At 56.9% G+C, this 15,929-nt stretch carries 10 protein-coding genes; 7 read left to right on the top strand and 3 right to left on the bottom strand.

All coding sequences use genetic code 11. The annotated features are described in order from the left end of the window. Positions 1 to 275: 275 nt before the first annotated feature. Both AC13C0_RS04370 and AC13C0_RS04365 read right to left on the bottom strand, forming a co-directional pair. Positions 276 to 1,397 (bottom strand): IS630 family transposase, encoded by a 1,122-nt coding sequence (locus tag AC13C0_RS04370; RefSeq protein WP_482954014.1) that lies wholly within the window; start codon positions 1,395 to 1,397, stop codon positions 276 to 278. A gap of 172 nt (positions 1,398 to 1,569) precedes the next feature. Continuing rightward, entirely contained in the window at positions 1,570 to 4,983 is a 3,414-nt protein-coding gene (locus AC13C0_RS04365; RefSeq protein WP_482954013.1) for a hypothetical protein, read from the bottom strand. 687 nt (positions 4,984 to 5,670) lie between these two features. Here AC13C0_RS04365 and AC13C0_RS04360 point away from each other — a divergent pair. Next, positions 5,671 to 7,185, top strand: a complete 1,515-nt coding sequence (locus AC13C0_RS04360) for a fumarate hydratase (RefSeq protein WP_341581592.1) — start codon at positions 5,671 to 5,673, stop codon at positions 7,183 to 7,185. An 85-nt stretch (positions 7,186 to 7,270) separates the two neighbouring features. Here AC13C0_RS04360 and AC13C0_RS04355 read toward each other — a convergent pair whose 3' ends face one another. Then, positions 7,271 to 8,725: a protein adenylyltransferase SelO gene (locus AC13C0_RS04355; protein WP_117620043.1), complete on the bottom strand. Its 1,455-nt coding sequence runs from the start codon at positions 8,723 to 8,725 to the stop codon at positions 7,271 to 7,273. 77 nt (positions 8,726 to 8,802) lie between these two features. Here AC13C0_RS04355 and AC13C0_RS04350 point away from each other — a divergent pair, with 77 nt between their 5' ends. From AC13C0_RS04350 to AC13C0_RS04325, 6 genes are read left to right on the top strand one after another with little or no spacing between them, the layout of a single operon-like run. Then, the gene (locus AC13C0_RS04350; protein ID WP_117620044.1) at positions 8,803 to 9,741 is read left to right on the top strand and encodes a hypothetical protein; all 939 of its coding nucleotides are present in this window, start codon (positions 8,803 to 8,805) and stop codon (positions 9,739 to 9,741) included. A gap of 12 nt (positions 9,742 to 9,753) precedes the next feature. Beyond that, positions 9,754 to 10,557 (top strand): HAD-IIB family hydrolase, encoded by an 804-nt coding sequence (locus AC13C0_RS04345; RefSeq protein ID WP_482954012.1) that lies wholly within the window; start codon positions 9,754 to 9,756, stop codon positions 10,555 to 10,557. 35 nt (positions 10,558 to 10,592) lie between these two features. Then, positions 10,593 to 11,816, top strand: a complete 1,224-nt coding sequence (locus AC13C0_RS04340; RefSeq protein ID WP_117620046.1) for a glycosyltransferase family protein — start codon at positions 10,593 to 10,595, stop codon at positions 11,814 to 11,816. After that, a complete protein-coding gene (locus AC13C0_RS04335) occupies positions 11,813 to 13,543 on the top strand; it encodes a sugar phosphorylase (RefSeq protein ID WP_482954011.1) in 1,731 nt (576 codons plus the stop codon). The genes AC13C0_RS04340 and AC13C0_RS04335 overlap by 4 nt, the downstream gene beginning before the upstream one ends. Positions 13,544 to 13,557: 14 nt before the next feature. Then, a complete protein-coding gene (locus AC13C0_RS04330; RefSeq protein WP_117620048.1) occupies positions 13,558 to 14,679 on the top strand; it encodes a tRNA-queuosine alpha-mannosyltransferase domain-containing protein in 1,122 nt (373 codons plus the stop codon). A 30-nt stretch (positions 14,680 to 14,709) separates the two neighbouring features. Continuing rightward, entirely contained in the window at positions 14,710 to 15,678 is a 969-nt protein-coding gene (locus AC13C0_RS04325; RefSeq protein ID WP_117620478.1) for an NAD(P)H-quinone oxidoreductase, read from the top strand. Positions 15,679 to 15,929: the final 251 nt, after the last annotated feature.

Below are 15,929 nucleotides of genomic sequence, written 5' to 3'. Positions count from 1 at the left end.
GGCAGCTCAAGACCGCAATGAAGGAAGAACAGGGGGGTTGAGCGCGATGTTACGGCAATGGGGCGAGTGTGGGTGAAGTTCTGCAAAACCGGGCAAAAACCCTGTCAAGAACTTTTTTCTGAGAATGAGCTGAATAGTTACATTACAACTACTGCAAAACAAATAGCGAAGGTAAGACTCCGGCGATGCGCCTGGGCCTAGCAAAAGGCCCAGTAGACCTGGAAAAGATACAAGTACACGAAGGCTAGTATATCGCTCCGTAAATAACATATAATTTATGAGGCGATCTCATCCATTTTATAGCGCCAGCGAAATATGACCGGCTCGCGATTCATGTCTTCAATTCCTCGGTAAATTCGCTCAACCAACTCCTCCTTGGAATCCACACGTATATGGCGGAGAAACGAGCGGGCAATTTTGCTGAAAAAGACTTCGATCAAGTTCAGCCAGGAGCCGTGCTTTGGCGTGAACACAAACTCGAATCGCTCAGGCTTGGATCGCAGGTAAGTCTGGGTTTCCTTGGAAATATGCGCCGAGTGGTTATCCAGAATCAAACGGATCTTCCAGTCCGATGGATAGTTACCATCGAGCGTCTCCAAGAACTCTACAAACTCGCGACTGCGATGGCGATCACGCACCAGCGGGATCACTTCTCCAGTATGCAGATCAATGCCCGCCAGCAGCGAAACGGTACCCAAGCGCTTGTACTCATAATCCCGTCCGGTGGTCTCATAGCGACCTACAACAGGCAGCAGGTCCGCTGCAATACCCCGCAGAGCCTGGATGCCGGGTTTCTCGTCATAAGAGAGGGTTACCGAACGGCGCTCTGCATCCGAGGCGTTCTGCACTTCCAGTTCCTTGTAGACGCAGAGCACATTGGCCATCTTCTCATCAAACTCAGGGTCCTTGCGCTCCAGGTAGTAGCTGATCTTGTGCGGCTTGATATTGCTCTTGGATAAGATGGCATGCAGGCGACTCTTGCCCAATCGGTCCAATTCCGGATAGCCAGCCTCCTTGCAGTGCGTACGGATATGCTGGATCAGTAGGCTATAAGTCCAGGTTTCATGGGCATAACCCAACTCCTTTGGTTTGCGGCATGCCTCCGACAGCACCCAGCTTTTCGCGTCATCACTGATCAGTGGCGTGCGCCCAGGGCGCGGCAAGTCTTTAAGCGCCTGCATCGGTTCGAACGTCAATGCTTTGTCGATGGTGCGTTCGATCATTGGCCGATTGGTCCCCAACTCTCGCGCAATCTCCGATATTCGCATGCCCTTGCTGTAAGCCAACAAAATTTGCGCTCGCCTGACGGTCGCAGCTGATTCCGTCCGACTGCGGCTAATGCTGACCAGCTTCTCCCGAATGTCTGCTTGGATATTCAGAGGTTTTCGTTTCGCCATATGCCACCCTCTCAAAGCTAACAGTACTTGAGAGCAAGGTTAGCAACTGGTGATATTAATGCAATAGTATTAACGGAACCATATACTAGGCAGTTTGACGAGGAGGCCTTGAATTGATGAAACGAAAAATGCCCCGGATATAAGTCCGAGGCATTCCGATTTCCTAGTGGGTTTAGTTCAACTGTGTGAACTCATCGGTGTCATTATTGTCTATGACGTCTTGAGGCGTAGGCAGCGGCCGATCATCCAGGATTGGCGTAAAGGTTGCTGTGCCAACACTGCCATTTGAGGCATCAACCGCACCACTAAGCGTGCCCCCGGCTCCAAAAAACTCCACGGTTTGATACAGGGATTCCGCAAATGCATCCTTCTGTCGCTGGAAGTCGGCGTTACGCTCGGTTTCATCCTCAATGTCGGAATTGGGTGAAGGCAGGACGAACATCCCATGGGTGCCGTAGGCAAGGTTGCTCGCAAGTGAGGTTTCGGTGCCATTGGTGGTTACAACGTTGGTTGCTCCCAGCGCCTCTGAGAGAGGAATGCCTCCCGCGAGATAATCCGGGAACGCCTGGTTCAACTGAGTGTTCGCCGCTTCAATGATGGTCGTCTGATCAGATTGGTAGAGAGTCGCACCATTTCCGTCTTCCGTGCCGACGATATTGAAAGTCAGGATGCTCTTGCCACCACTCACAATGTCGTCCGCTAGGTTGATCGGATCGGCGGGGTCAATGGCGTGCTGAACAACACGCATAAAGGTTTCATAATCCTGTGAACCTTGCTCTACACCGGAGGCCTGGAGCCCAGCCAGAATGCGAGGTGCAAAGGATGGTGAGTTCTCGAGCAAGCGCGTAATACCGGACGCCGGTGTGTAGAGAACGGTTGCCTGAACGTCAGTGATGTCGGTCTGGTTGGCCACAGCGGCCGCACCAGCAGTCGCGACGGTACCAAGCGAGTGGCCCACTAAATAGACGTTGTTGGTATCGAAGTCTCCATTTCCGTCACCGTTCACATCGATGCCCCCAACAGAAGCGATCAGGTTCACCAGGTCAACTTGAGACTGGAGGTTCTTATCGCGGCTGTTGAAGAAGTTCTGCAGGTTGATGTAAAGGCTGCCTGAAGAGCCAACGCCATTGTCAAAGTTCATGGCTGTGGGGTTACCACTGCCATTGGCGGTGAAGTTAAAGTGGCGTTCGAAACCCGTTCTGGCGATACCCGGAATGACGCTGGTGTGATTTGCAACCGAGTTTTCGGCACCGATAGCAAAGCCAACATATTGGGCCGCGGCGGCATCGGCCGCATCAGGGCCGGGGGCACCACAGGAGCCACTGCCAGAAGCAATGACTACTGGGTCGCTCTCTGTACAGCCGAGATTGGCTTGTACGAAGGACACGGCCTGAGCAATGAACGTTTGATCGATAATCGCTGCTATATTTGCTGTGGTATTTTGCGTCGGTAAACTGTCGCCAGATGCCGCATCCGTTGCATCCAGTCCTTTCAGCAATGTGGCAGCCAACGCCTGCTTTTCTTCAGTCACGCCAGAGGTTTTGTCAGATTGATCCTCGGCGTCCACGCCGTGCAGAGGAAGGTCGATTGCAACAACCGCGTAGCCTGCCGCAGTCAGGAAAGAGCCGACCGACAGCGCGGCGCTTCTATCAGTTGTAATGCCGTGTTGGAAAACAACGACTGGTAGCTGGCTGGCGCCGTTCCAGGTAAAGTTCGCGGCAGTTGTCTTGCCTGGTTGCGGAACCATCACCAGCATGGGAACCTTGAGGTTATCCGTCAGATCGGGGAATGGGTACAAGTAGTTCACTGCGTCACTAGCATAATCACCTGTGGCGGGCGATTCTACACCCTGTGCAAGCTGCAGACCTACAGGACCGAAGGCTGTATTCAGGTTTTCGGCGAGCATGTGATTGCCCGTCCAAACATCATCGTTAATGGCAGAGCCATCAGCGCCATTAGGTGTTCCCAGATAGTACGGCAGTTCGATGCTGCCTTGAAGCACAACTGCAGTATCGGACCCAATCACTGAAGAGAGCGCGGGTGTGAGCAAACCAGCAATGGCGGCTGATGGGTCAGTGTATGCCGGAAGGATGACCGAATCGCTCTTGTCGCCAATCTGGGGTAAAAGAGAATTGAAATTCGAAGCGAGTGCGGTTCCTGCGCAGGTCGTACCGTCCTCAAAGTCCAGGCCTTCGCATGGAGCTCCAGAGCCAAACAGAGTTGGCAGAGCTGCCACTAATCCAGGGGACGGGAAGTTTGTCTCCGCCGCTGTGATCGCTGCCTGCACGTCAAAGAAGTTGAATGGAGAATCTGCTGTATCGCCGGTACTCGACAGATTAAAGTCTGCCGTTGTCAGGTTGCTGTCGCCGTTGAAATCGAAGTCGAGAGCATCAATTTCGCCGTTTCGGTTGGTGTCATTGGGGCCAACTTCATCTTTGGATTTTCGCTTAGCAGCAAGCGCTTTTTCCAGCGAGCTCCCTTCTGCGATAGCACCCAGCACTGTCGCGGCTCCTGCAACCTTTCTGACCGTGCCCAAACGAACAAGTGCTTTTACCTGGTCGGTAAACCAGTTTTCAGGCTGAGCCATGTAAGGCAGAACCTCCTCGTCAGCGGAGGTCATAAACGAGTAGCTCATAGCTATGTTGTCGGCTGACAACAGTGGCAGGCTCTGCTGTTCCCGGACGCTGTTAGGAATGGCAAAATAGGCGCCGGCGACAGACTCCCAGAGTTTATTGATGATAGTGCGAACCGGTTGAAGACTGCTTGAGCCAATCGGTGCATCCTCGTCAGTGAGGTTCGAGTAAGTGGGCGATGCAATAATATTATTACTGCTGGCGTCCTGTACGCTGTTCGTGACCACGGCAATATAGCGTTTGCGAGGGTTTAAAGGTTTCAGAAGATTGATGCGAATAACACTGCGAACACCCTCGTCGGTTGATTGTTCTACCACCGAGACTTCGTATTGGTCGACAGCGGCCCTCGCAGCAGAATTGGCGGCTGCAACAAGCCCTGCACTAGGCGTCCCACCGGCTTTAAGCGTTCCAGAAATTTGAGAGAAAGGCTGAGCAAGCGGGATCGTGGGTGGCTCACTGAGCGACAACGCCTGAAGTGGGTCGCCGCTGGCGTAGTCAAGCTCAAGCAAAAACACATTCTGATTCGGATTCGGCGTTGCGACGCCTGAAGTCAGTACCAGTTCGCCGTCTTGATCGACTACGAAAGGTTGACCATCTACGGATTCAGCGTCAATCAATCCGTTCATTGCTATATCGATAGGGGCTACCGTTGACGCGCCACTCAGCCTATTCAGGGCTGTAGTGACGGGAGGCGCGGTGTTGGCAACAGAGAAGGTCCCGTCAGCCTCGTTTACACCCACAGTTTCAAGGTCGTCACCTTGGAAGATTAGATCGTTGGGCAGTGGCAATTCGCCGGTGACCGGATTAAATAGTGGCCAGGTCTTACCATCAAAATCTGGGTTACTGATCTGATAATCCGGATTGGCATTCGCCCCCGTATTGCCGCCCTCAAGGCAGCCTGTAAGTCCAACGGAAGACGCCACGGCAAGACTTATTAGAGTTTTCTTGAACATGGGTGGAACCTTTTCCTGTTGTTGTGTCGTTATGTTCGGCAGCTGACGGGGCCGGTCTGATCCGGTAAGCCCGTTGTCAGTGGCCTGTTCTGCTTAAACGGTTGTTCTGAAATTGTAGCCAGCGCTGTAAGCCAATTTCTGTATCTATGACTATAGCGACAGTATGGCAAGTGTTGATCAGCCAAAAGTGTGATTCTAGTGTAGTGCATTGCCTTATTTGATACTTATAGCGAGTACCTCAGGGGCCAGCTGCAAGGCGCGATCGCGCAGGCATAGCGGGCTACGTCAAGCGGTCGCAACACCGCAGATGGCCCCCCTGAGGTACTCGCCCGGAGGGAGCTCCGTACAGCCGCGATCACTGCGTTGGAGCTCTTGGAAAGGGCTACGGCCATTCCCGGCGAGCTCCGTCTTGCGCTCGCGGCTGTACGGAGCTCTATAAGTACCAAATAAGGCAATGCACTACACTACACTGATGCTTTGAACCCTCCCCGCACGGTTGGAGCTCGGCCTTTGTGAAAAATAGTTGCCGGTTAACGGTTTGTCGAGCTTCGGTGCCGGTAGCGCTCCGGTTTTTCCACGAATGGCTTCGCCATCTGTCGAATCACTCGCCAAACCGATTTTCTGGTAAACTCTCGCCTCCCGATTTCCGATGACACAACATAACGATATCAAGCTGATGAGGCGCCTATGACCACCGTAATCCGCCAGGACGACCTGATTGAAAGCGTAGCGGACGCGCTGCAGTTCATTTCCTACTACCACCCGAAGGATTTCATTGACGCGGTTCATGAAGCCTACCAGCGGGAAGAGAGCGAGGCGGCCAGGGATGCCATGGCCCAGATTCTGATCAATTCACGTATGTGTGCCCAGGGTCACCGGCCGCTGTGCCAGGACACCGGTATTGTCACCGTATTCGTGAACATCGGAATGAACGTGCAGTGGGATTGCGAGCTGCCGCTGGATGAGGTGATCAACGAAGGCGTGCGCCGGGCGTACACGCATCCGGATAACGTACTGCGGGCTTCGATCCTGGCGGATCCGGATGGCAAGCGCCAGAACACCGGTGATAACACGCCGGCCATCATCCACTATAAGATGGTGCCGGGCGACAAGGTTGAGGTGCATGTTGCCGCCAAGGGCGGCGGTTCCGAGGCGAAATCCAAGTTCGCCATGCTGAATCCTTCGGATTCGGTCGTGGACTGGGTGCTGAAGATGGTGCCGCAAATGGGCGCTGGCTGGTGCCCGCCGGGCATGCTGGGTATTGGTATCGGTGGTACCGCGGAGAAAGCCATGGAAATGGCAAAAGAATCTTTGCTGGACCCGATCGATATTCACGATCTGCAAGAGCGTGGCGCGTCCAGCCGCGCAGAGGAGCTGCGCCTGGAGCTGTTCGACAAGGTCAACGAGTTGGGCATTGGTGCCCAGGGCCTCGGCGGCCTGACCACGGTTCTGGATGTAAAGGTGAAGGACTACCCGACTCACGCCGCCAACAAGCCCGTGGCTATCATTCCGAACTGTGCGGCCACCCGCCATGCTCACTTTACCCTGGATGGCACCGGCCCCTCCCTGCAGACCCCACCGAGCCTGGACGACTGGCCGGAAATCACCTGGGAAGTGGGTGAAAACGTTCGCCGCGTGAACCTGGATACCGTAACACCGGAAGATGTGAAGGACTGGCAGCCGGGTGAAACCGTTCTGCTGTCCGGCAAGATGCTGACCGGCCGCGATGCCGCCCACAAGAAGATGGTGGACATGATCGGAAAAGGCGAGGAGCTGCCGGTGGATCTGAAGGGCCGTTTCATCTACTACGTGGGCCCAGTGGATCCGGTGCGCGAAGAAGTAGTTGGTCCCGCCGGCCCGACCACTGCAACCCGTATGGACAAGTTCACCCACACCATGCTGGAGAAAACGGGCCTGACCGGCATGATCGGTAAGGCCGAGCGCGGCCAGGTAGCCATCGACGCCATCAAGGAATTCGGTGCGGTTTACCTGATGGCCGTGGGTGGTTCCGCCTATCTGGTTTCCAAGGCGATCAAGCACGCCGAAGTGGTTGCCTTCCCGGAGCTGGGTATGGAAGCGATTTACGAGTTCGAAGTAGAAGATATGCCGGTCACGGTAGCGGTAGACTCACGTGGTTCTTCGGTGCACCAGACCGGCCCGGCTGAATGGCACGAGAAGATCATCGCGGCCAAGGCAGTCTGAAAGCTGAAATTGGGGTCAGATGAAAATGGGGTCAGATGAAGTTTCATCTGACCCCATTTTCATCTGACCCCGTCTTTATCTACGGTCAGCTGGAACAGCTGATATTCAGATGCTTGCCCCAGTCTGGCGGTAAAGCAGCGTAAGCTTCGTTTTCCGGCTGCTCATCGAAGGGGCGCTCCAGAACCTTGAGCAGTGCCTTCATCGGTTCATAATCCCCGTTCTGTGCTTCCAGGATAACCTGCTGGGCCAGATAGTTTCTCAGCACATACTTCGGATTCACCCCGCGCATGGCGTACTCTCGTTCGTCGTGGGCACGGGTCTCGCTCTTGAGTCTCTCTTCATAGCGCTCCAGCCACTGGTCCGCTACGCTGCGATCCACGAACAGGTCCCTGACTGGCGCGTGGCCTTTAGCATATAGATTGGACAGTGCCCGGAAGAACGCGGTGTAGTCCACGTGATGCTCATGCAGCATGCTGAAGGTGTCCATGATCAGGCTCAGGTCTCCCTCATCCTCGATTGCCAGGCCCAGTTTGTCGCGCATGTTCTGCAGGAACCGTTCGTTGTAGGCGGTTTCGTAGCGGCGCAGCCCCCGGCGCACGTCATCCTCATCCATAATCGGCAGGAGGGCACGGGCCAGGTACTGGCAATTATCAAAGCCCACCTGCGGCTGGCGGTTGTAGGCGTATCGCCCGGCCTGGTCGGTGTGGTTGCAGATGTAGCCAGCATCGAAATCGTCGAGGAATGCGAAGGGGCCATAATCAAAGGTGTCGCCGATGATCGACATATTGTCGCTGTTCATCACGCCATGGCAGAAGCCCACAGCCTGCCAGTCTGCAATCATCCGGGCGGTGCGCTCCACCACCTCCCCGAACCAGCGGCTGTGGCGTTCGTCATCCGGCAGGCTGATCAAATGGGGAAAGTGCAGCGAGATGACGTGTTCGAGCAGGGTTTTGACCGTTTCCGGTCCTTCATGATGGGCCGCGAACTCGAAATGGCCGAAGCGGATATGGCTCTGGGCCACCCGAACCAGCGCTGCGGCGGTTTCGATGGATTCCCGGCGAACCGGGTCTCTGGCGCTTACCATAAAAAGAGCCCGGGTAGTGGTGATGCCCAGGCCATGCATGGCCTCACTGCAGAGGTATTCGCGGATGGTGGAGCGCAGAACGGCCCGGCCGTCGCCGAATCGGGAATAGGGGGTCATGCCTGCGCCTTTCAGGTGCCAGTCCCAGCGGCGACCGTCCGGCCCCACGGTTTCCCATAGCAGGAGGCCCCGGCCGTCGCCGAGTTCGGGGTTGTATACGCCGAACTGGTGGCCGGTGTATTTCATTGCCACCGGGTCCATGCCCTCAAGCAACTCTGTACCTGCGCCCACGCCGGTCCAGTCGGATTCGGACTCGGCATGGAAGCCCATCTGCCCAGCCAGCGTGTGGTTGAAGCACACCATCTTTGCGCCGCTCAGGGGTGAGGGTTGGACTCTTGTATAAAAGCTGTCCGGGAGTTCCAGGTAGCGATGCTCCACACGAAAACCGTTGCCACTCATAAAATGCCTATACTCCCATTGGTACGAATTCTGCTGACCTGTTTCTTAAACCATCTGTCAAAACCGGGAAAACCAACGTGCCTGACCGATCGCTCGAACAAACCATCAAGGCCCTGATTCAACAGGAGGGCCTGCCCGAGACCTACGCCCAGACCGTGGAACAGACCATTTTGCCACTGGCGGACCATATCCTGGCGCTCCATGATACGGAAAAACGCCCGGTAGTGGCGGGCATTCACGGAGCCCAGGGCACTGGCAAGTCCACGCTGACCCTGTTTCTGCGGGAAATTCTCGCCCGGCACCGGAACTGTCCCACCGCCAGCTTTTCCCTTGATGACATCTACCTTACCAGAGCTGAGCGCCAGGACCTTGCCGAACGGGTCCACCCCCTGTTTAAAACCCGGGGTGTGCCGGGCACCCACGATGTTGCACTCGGGCAAAGAGTGTTGGGCCAGCTTCGCTCCGCGGGGCCTGATGCCACTACCCCGATTCCTTCCTTCGACAAATCCAGGGATGATCGGGTTCCAACCGATGGCTGGCCTGCCTTCCCGGGCCGGGCGGAGGTGATCCTGATTGAAGGCTGGTGTCTGGATGCCCGGCCCGAGGATGAGGGAGTGCTGAGGTCTCCGATCAATCGGCTGGAGGCGGACGAAGACCCCGATGGAACCTGGCGGACGTATGTCAATGAGCAGTTGAAAGGCCAGTACCGCGATTTTTTCGGCCAGATCGATTGCCTGGTGATGCTGAAAGCCCCGTCCATGGAGTGTGTTCTGGAATGGCGCAGTCTACAGGAGCAGAAGCTGGCCCGGAAAATCCGTGGCGCACCAGAGTGGGGCGATGCTGGTGCCTGCGCCCAAGGCTTGCGCATTATGGATGACGACGAAGTCGCCCGATTCGTCATGCATTACGAACGCGTTACCCGGGCCTGTCTTGCTGAAATGCCGGGCCGGGCTGATGTTCTGATTAAGGTGGCCGAGGATCACTCCCTGGGCCTTCCGCAGTTCCGCGCAGGTTAACGGAGACCCACCATGGCCAGACCCCGTTTGCTTATTTTTTCAGACCTGGATGGCACCCTGCTTGACCACGACGATTATCGCTGGCAGCCGGCGCGCCCCGCGCTGGCAAAGCTCCGGGCGGCGGCGATTCCGCTGGTGCTCAACTCCAGCAAGACCCTGCCGGAAATACGGGCGTTGCGGGAGGAGCTTGGAAATACCGCCCCCTTTATTGTCGAAAACGGTGCAGCGGTCATTATTCCGCCTCACACCTTCGGCAATACCGCTGAGGAAGTGGTGAATTTTGGTGCAACCCGGGACCGGGTGCTCGAAGTCCTTGGCGCCCAACGGACCGCGGGTGCGCAGTTTCGGGGCTTCGATGACATGTCTGCCGAAGAGCTGGCCGGTGAAACGGGTCTCGATCCGGCCGCGGCAGAACGGGCAAAACAGCGCCTGGGTACCGAGCCGTTAATCTGGCAGGGTACCGACGAGGGACTGGCCGAATTTAAAGCGGCCCTGGCGAACGAAAATCTCCGGCTGGTGCCGGGAGGACGTTTCCTTCACGCCATGGGCATTTTCGATAAAGCCGATGGGGCCCGTTTCTTGCTGGGCAAATACCGGGAGCGTTACGGCGAGCAGCCGCTGGTGGCCATCGCCCTCGGCGACAGCCCCAACGATCAGCGAATGCTCGAATCGGCGGATATACCGGTAGTGATCCGGGGCGTAAAAAGCGAAGAGGTGACGTTACCTTCGGCAAAGCACGCCATGCGCTCCCTCAAGCCCGGCCCCGAAGGCTGGAATGAGTGTGTGCTCAATCTCTTGTTTGAGTACGGGTACTGACCTGTTTAAGTAAGGGTATAAAAAGGAGAGCCGCCATGGGCGACTTTTACCAGAATGGCATTATCACCACCCTCCATAACCTGGTTCGCCGCCCGGTGGAGGACCTCGAAGCGGAGTTGATGAACTTCCGCAAATCCCGCCCCATGTCCCTGGTGCTGCCGTCGCTCTATTCCGAGCTGGAAGGCCCGGCCCTGAAAAACATCGTGCAGGAACTTGGCAAGGTGTCCTATCTGGATCAGGTTGTTATCGGCCTGGACCGGGCGAACGAGGAGCAATATCGCCATGCCCTCGAGTATTTCTCTGAGTTGCCCCAGAACTTCAAAGTGTTGTGGAACGACGGGCCGCGACTGAGGGCCATTGATCTCCAGCTTCGTGAGCAAAATCTGGCACCGACGGAAATGGGCAAGGGACGAAATGTCTGGTACTGCTTCGGCTATGTGCTGGCGTCTGGGGTGAGTAAATCGGTTGCGCTGCACGATTGCGACATCCTGACCTATTCCAGGGACCTGGTGGCGCGGCTGATATACCCGGTGGCGAACCCGGGCTTCAACTATATGTTCTGCAAAGGCTATTACGCCCGGGTGGCCGATAGCAAAATGAACGGTCGGGTCAGCCGCCTGTTGGTGACACCACTGATCCGGGCCCTGAAAAAGGTGTGCGGCCCCAACGATTTTCTGGATTACCTGGACAGTTACCGCTATCCCCTGGCCGGTGAATTCTCGTTCCGTACCGACGTGATCAACGATCTGCGCATCCCCAGCGACTGGGGCCTGGAGATCGGAGTGCTTTCGGAAATGAAGCGCAACTACGCGACCAACCGTCTGTGCCAGGTGGACATCGCCGATGTGTACGATCACAAACATCAGGAACTGTCCCCCGAGGATGCCAGCAGGGGGCTCTCAAAAATGAGCATGGACATCGCCAAGGCCCTGTTCCGCAAGCTGGCGACCAACGGCGAGATTTTCTCCAACGAGAAATTTCGCACCATCAAGGCCACCTATTTCCGGATCGCCCTGGATTTTGTCGAAACCTACCAGAACGACGCCATAATCAACGGCCTGACCTTTGACCGGCACAAGGAAGAGAAAGCCGTGGAGCTGTTCGCCCAGAATGTGATGCGGGCCGGCGCCTATTTTCTGGATAACCCCATGGATACCCCCTTCATTCCCAGCTGGAACCGGGTAACCAGCGCCCTCCCGGATATCAAGGAACAGTTGCTGGAGGCGGTCGAGCTGGATAACGAGGAATTCCGGCCATGAACCAGCCGCTGAAAGCCAAGCTGGTGGCCATGCTGGACGTGGTCTACCCGGAACTGGATTGCGATTTCCTTTCGGAACAGCTGCTGATTACCATGGGTCTGGCGGCCAACCAGCCGCCGCCCCCGGCCCATCAGAACAACTGGGATGAATCGGATGTGGTGCTGATCACCTATGCCGATACGGTGCAGCAGCCAGGGGAGAAGCCTCTGGTCACTTTGCACCGGTTCCTCAGTGACTGCCTGGCTGACAGCCTGTCGTCCGTCCATATCCTGCCGTTTTTCCCCTACAGCTCAGACGATGGTTTCTCGGTGATGGATTACCTGGCTGTCAACGAATCCCACGGAACCTGGGAAGACATCGAGCGCATCGCCCGGGATTACCGGCTCATGGCGGATTTGGTTGTTAACCACATGTCGGCCCGCAGCCGTTGGTTTGAGAATTTCCGAAAACGGGTGGATCCGGGCAAGGACTATTTCTTTGAGGGCAATCCCCGGGATGATCTGAGTGCCGTGGTGAGGCCCCGCACCTCACCGCTGCTGAATCCGGTGCAGACCGACGATGGTCAGCGGTACGTCTGGTGTACCTTTAGTGAGGACCAGGTCGATCTGAACTTTGCCAACCCGAAGGTGTTGATGGAGTTCGCGGCGATCATTCGGCAATACCTGGAGCGGGGCATTACCCTGTTCAGACTGGATGCGGTGGCTTTCCTGTGGAAAGAGCCGGGCACGCCCAGCATCCACCTCAGGCAGACCCACGAGCTGATCAAGATCCTGCGCCTTTTGATCGAGCATCACAGTCCGGATGCGGTGGTCATTACTGAGACCAACGTGCCTAACCGCGAAAATCTGACCTACTTTGGCAACGCCAACGAAGCCCATGTTATCTATAATTTTTCCCTGCCACCGTTGCTGATTAATACCCTGGTGACCGGAGACTGCAAGCACCTGAAAACCTGGCTGATGAGTATGCCGCCGGCGCAAATGGGCACCACTTACCTGAACTTCATCGCCTCCCACGACGGCATTGGCATGCGCCCGACCGATGGCCTGCTGACCGATGAGGAAAAGCAGCGGCTGATCAATACCATGGATTCCTTCGGAGGCAAGGTGTCCTATCGCCGTACGGCCGATGGCCGGGACCAGCCCTACGAAATCAACATTGCGCTCTACGATGCCCTGAGGGGAACCGCGGAATCCGGTGCGGATCACTGGCAGTTGCAGCGCTTTGTCTGCGCTCACACCGTGATGCTGGCGCTGGAGGGGATTCCGGCGTTCTACATCCACAGCCTGCTGGCGACTGAGAACGATCTGGAGCGGGTGGAGCACACCGGTCGGCTGCGGTCCATTAACCGCAGCCAGTGGCAACTGGATGAGCTGGAGCAGAAGCTCGCGGACCCCCTGAGCCATCACAGCAAGGCCTTCCAGGAGTTGAAGCGCCTGATTGCCATCCGTCGAAAACAGCCCGCATTCCACCCCAATGCCACCCAGTTCACCCTGCATCTGGGCCTTCAGTTATTTGGCTTCTGGCGGCAGAGCATGCGGCGGGATCAGTCGATCTTCTGCATTCACAACATCAGCGATGAGGTTCAGCCAGTGGCTTTGAGTGATATCAATCTCATAGGAACCGATCACTGGCAGGACCTGATCTCGGGTATGAAGATCGATGACCTGTCCGGCTCGATCACACTTAAGCCCTATCAAAGCGTCTGGTTGTCGAACCGGGAGTAGGGCAGAATGCGCCCATGCCCGAACACACAGCAACGAACCGACCCCGAATACTCCTGCTTTCGGCCTACGATGCAGGCAGCCACCGACGCTGGCGGGAACAGCTGGTGGCAACGCATCCGGAGTTCGACTGGCATACCCTGGCCCTGCCGCCCCGGTTCTTCCAGTGGCGGATTCGTGGTAATGCGCTGAGCTGGTTTCGGGAACCCTTGCTGCAGGAATCCTGGGATCTGTTGCTGGTTACCTCCATGGTGGATCTTGCCAGCCTCCGGGGAATCCACCCCCATCTCGCCGCAACGCCTGCCATCCTGTACATGCACGAGAACCAGTTCGCCTACCCGGATTCCGGCAACCAGCATTCCAGCGCTGAGCCTAAAATGGTGAACCTGTACAGTGTGGTCGCCGCGGATACGGTTCTGTTCAACAGCGACTGGAACCGACGCAGCTTTCTTGAGCAGGCCCAGGCTTTTCTGGACAAGCTGCCTGATGGTGTACCTGAAGGCCTGATCCGCACTATTGATGAAAAATCCAGGGTGCTTCCTGTACCGGTTGAAGACAGCCTGTTTGCAGGCGATCATTGTGGCGTTGATCGACAGTGCCCGCATCTGGTGTGGAACCATCGCTGGGAATACGACAAGGGGCCGGACCGGCTGCTGCTTCTGCTGGATGCACTGGTCGCCCGTGGCCAGCCGTTTCGTATCAGTGTAGTGGGTGAGCAGTTCCGCAACGCACCTGAGGCGTTCCGGTTGATCGAGCAGCGACACAGCGAACGGCTGGTCAATTTTGGTTTCATGGCAAGCCGCGACGATTACAACCGGCTGCTCAGGCAGGCGGATGTGGCTGTTTCCACGGCGCTGCACGATTTTCAGGGACTGGCGATGCTGGAGGCCATGGCTTCTGGCTGCCTTGCGCTCGCTCCGGACCGGCTTGCTTATCCGGAATACGTCCCCCGGAATCAGCGCTACCCAAGCCATCCGGGCGAGCCAGAAGCCGAGGCTTTGGCCGCGGCTGACCGGCTTGCGGAACTGTTGGCAAATCCTCCCTTGCCCAGTTGCCCGGGTGAGTGGCGGGTTTCGTCGCTTGCCACTCGCTATGGCGATATCATTCGTGCAACGCTTGAAAAACATGGGGTATCCTGAGCGGATATGAGCAAGGCCGAGATATCAGACATGAGCAAAGCAATCAAGATGACGGGGGCCAACCTCCGCTGGGAAACCTGGGAAGGGCCGGGTGAGCCACCGGCAGATCACGTAGAAATCGAAGTAGTCTGGACAGCAATCAACCGGGCGGACCTTATGCAGCGGGCCGGTGTTTACCCGCCTCCGCCGGGTGCCTCCGACATCCTGGGCCTGGAAGTGAGTGGCCGGATTGCCTCGGTTGGCCCGGGCGTTAGCCGCTTTCAGCCCGGGGATGAAGTGTGTGCCTTGCTGACGGGCGGGGGCTACGCCACCCGCGTGGTTGTACCGGACATTCAGGTATTGCCAATACCCAAGGGCCTGACTCTGGAGAAAGCCGCGGCGATTCCGGAAGTTTTTGCCACGGCCTGGCTGAACCTCTACCACGAGGCAGCGCTGAAACCCGGTGAGCGGGTGCTTCTGCACGCAGGCGCCAGCGGACTGGGCACCGCTGTTATTCAACTGGCCACGGCGTTTGGCAACCCGGTGTTTGCGACCGCCGGCGATGACGCCAAGCTGGAGACCTGCCGGAACCTGGGAGCCAGTGGTGTCTGGAACCGGAAAGCGGGTTCCTTTGTTGACGCGGTTAAGAGCTGGGGCGGGGTGGATATGGTGCTGGACCCGGTCGGCGGCAGTTACATTGCGGACGACCAGAAGGTGCTGAATGTCGACGGCCGCATTGTGCTGATCGGACTGATGGGCGGGCGAATGGCCGAAGTGGATCTGGGGCTGATGCTGATCAAGCGCCAGCGCCTGATCGGCTCCACGCTTCGCTCCCGCACCGTCGCAGACAAAGGCGAGGTGATGCAGGCCCTGTACCGGCATGTCTGGCCACTGCTCAGTGCCTGCCAGATCGAACCGCTGATCGACAGCACCTGGCCGATTGAGCAGGTAGAAGAGGCAATGGCCTACGTCTCCGAAAACAAGAACACCGGAAAGGTGCTCCTGAAAGTCTCAGACTGATCCGGCAGGCCTTGCAGGAAAGCTGATCGGTTGAAATCGGGGTCAGATGAAAATGGGGTCAGATGAACTTTTCATCTGACCCCATTTTCATCTGACCCCATGTTCAGCCCTCACCACTGGATTTTCTGAACCAGTGCTGGTACTTTCCCCGCCAGTTGTTGTTCGTCAACCCGACCAGGATGTGGTTGGCGTGGAATTCGGGGTCAGATGAAAGTTCATCTGACCCCAACTTCAGGGATTGAAGATATGCC

Source organism: Marinobacter sp. B-21 (genome assembly GCF_056857895.1).
Note: the sequence above shows the minus strand (reverse complement) of the source record. Positions and strands in the feature narration are given on the sequence as shown.

Coding starts and splice junctions, on each gene's coding strand:
- AC13C0_RS04345 (WP_482954012.1), top strand. CDS start 9,754: ATGGCCAGACCCCGTTTGCTTATTTTTTCAGACCTGGATGGCACCCTG.
- AC13C0_RS04360 (WP_341581592.1), top strand. CDS start 5,671: ATGACCACCGTAATCCGCCAGGACGACCTGATTGAAAGCGTAGCGGAC.
- AC13C0_RS04355 (WP_117620043.1), bottom strand. CDS start 8,725: ATGAGTGGCAACGGTTTTCGTGTGGAGCATCGCTACCTGGAACTCCCG.
- AC13C0_RS04370 (WP_482954014.1), bottom strand. CDS start 1,397: ATGGCGAAACGAAAACCTCTGAATATCCAAGCAGACATTCGGGAGAAG.
- AC13C0_RS04340 (WP_117620046.1), top strand. CDS start 10,593: ATGGGCGACTTTTACCAGAATGGCATTATCACCACCCTCCATAACCTG.
- AC13C0_RS04330 (WP_117620048.1), top strand. CDS start 13,558: ATGCCCGAACACACAGCAACGAACCGACCCCGAATACTCCTGCTTTCG.
- AC13C0_RS04365 (WP_482954013.1), bottom strand. CDS start 4,983: ATGTTCAAGAAAACTCTAATAAGTCTTGCCGTGGCGTCTTCCGTTGGA.
- AC13C0_RS04335 (WP_482954011.1), top strand. CDS start 11,813: ATGAACCAGCCGCTGAAAGCCAAGCTGGTGGCCATGCTGGACGTGGTC.
- AC13C0_RS04325 (WP_117620478.1), top strand. CDS start 14,710: ATGAGCAAAGCAATCAAGATGACGGGGGCCAACCTCCGCTGGGAAACC.